General features: G+C 71.7%; 2 protein-coding genes. Both read right to left on the bottom strand.

Annotation, left to right across the window (positions count from 1 at the left end; genetic code table 11):
* Positions 1 to 114: 114 nt before the first annotated feature.
* A complete protein-coding gene (locus QH283_RS15665; RefSeq protein WP_280503725.1) occupies positions 115 to 399 on the bottom strand; it encodes a YciI family protein in 285 nt (94 codons plus the stop codon).
* Positions 400 to 523: 124 nt separating this feature from the next.
* Positions 524 to 1090 (bottom strand): amino-acid N-acetyltransferase, encoded by a 567-nt coding sequence (locus QH283_RS15660; protein ID WP_280503724.1) that lies wholly within the window; start codon positions 1088 to 1090, stop codon positions 524 to 526.
* Positions 1091 to 1330: the final 240 nt, after the last annotated feature.

The raw sequence follows: 1330 nt of genomic DNA, 5'->3' as shown, positions 1-1330 counted from the left end.
GGGGGCCCAGGGGGCCACGCCTCACCACCCCCCCCCGGCGGGCCGCCCCCGCCGCCGGGACCGACGCCTCCGGCGAGTAGCCGGGACGCGCGGTCCGCGCCCGGCCCGCCGGAGTCAGGAGGCGAAGGCGCCCAGCACCGGCTTCCACTCGTCCACGCGGACCGCGTCGATCAGCTTCTCCTGGGCGAACGGGTCCCGGGCCAGCAGCTCGCGCAGGCTCGTCTCGTCCTCGGCGCGGAACAGCAGCAGCGCGCCGGAACCGTCGGTGTAGGGGCCGGTCGACAGCACGGTCCCGGCCTCGACCAGCTCGCTCAGCCAGCCGCGATGGCGCGGGCGATGGGTGTCGCGGGCCGCGACGGTGGCCTCGGAGTAGCGGTACTGCACGGCGAAGATGGGCACGGATTCGCTCCTGATCGATCGGTGGAACAGCCGGGACGTGGCCACCCGTCGGGCGCACGACCGGAACTTCGGCGGGACACGTCAGAGGGTCACATGTCAGGGGGCATATGTCAGCGGGGGGATGTCAGAGGGTCAACAGCATCCTGGTGTTGCCGAGGGTGTTCGGTTTCACATAGCTGAGGTCGAGGAATTCCGCGACGCCGGTGTCGTAGGACCGGCACATCTCGGCGTACACCTCCGCGGTCACGGGCGTGCCCTCGATCTCGACGAAGCCGTGCCTGCCGAAGAACTCGACCTCGAAGGTCAGCACGAACAGCCTGCGCAGCTCCAGCTCCCTGGCCACCTCGATCAGCTTGCGCACGATCAGCCCGCCGACGCCGCGGCCCTTGACGACCGGATCCACCGCCACCGTGCGCACCTCGCCCAGATCGGCCCACAGCACGTGCAACGCGCCGCAGCCGACCACGGTGCCGTCCACCTCGGCGACCCAGAACTCCTGCACCGACTCGTACAGCGTGACCAGACTCTTCTCCAGCAGGATCCGGCCCGCGTACACGTCGACGAGGCGCTTGATCTCGGGCACGTCGGAAGTCCTGGCGCGGCGCACGACGGGTTGGCTGCCGGCCGTGGCAGAGCTCGCGCCGGGCTGCGCGTCGCTGGTCGAACCGCCTGAGGGTCCCGGATCGGTCATGGGGTGAACAGTAGTCGTCCGGGTTACCGATAGTCTGATCGTGTGCCGCACATCCTGTCGTTCCGCCCACCGCAACACGTCGGGGCAGCGCAACCGCAGGTCGACGGCTCGGCGGCGCCGTCGCGCGAGAGCGAGGCCCGCGCGTGATCGACCGTCACGGCGAGCTCGCCTCCCGGGAGGCGGCCCGGCCGCGCCCCCCCCCCCCACCCCCGCCCCCGCCGGAACCACCGCCCATCGTAG

The sequence above is a fragment of the Nocardia farcinica genome, assembly GCF_029867845.1.
In the GTDB taxonomy this organism is placed as follows: domain Bacteria; phylum Actinomycetota; class Actinomycetes; order Mycobacteriales; family Mycobacteriaceae; genus Nocardia; species Nocardia farcinica_A.
This window is presented reverse-complemented; position numbering and strand designations above follow the sequence as displayed.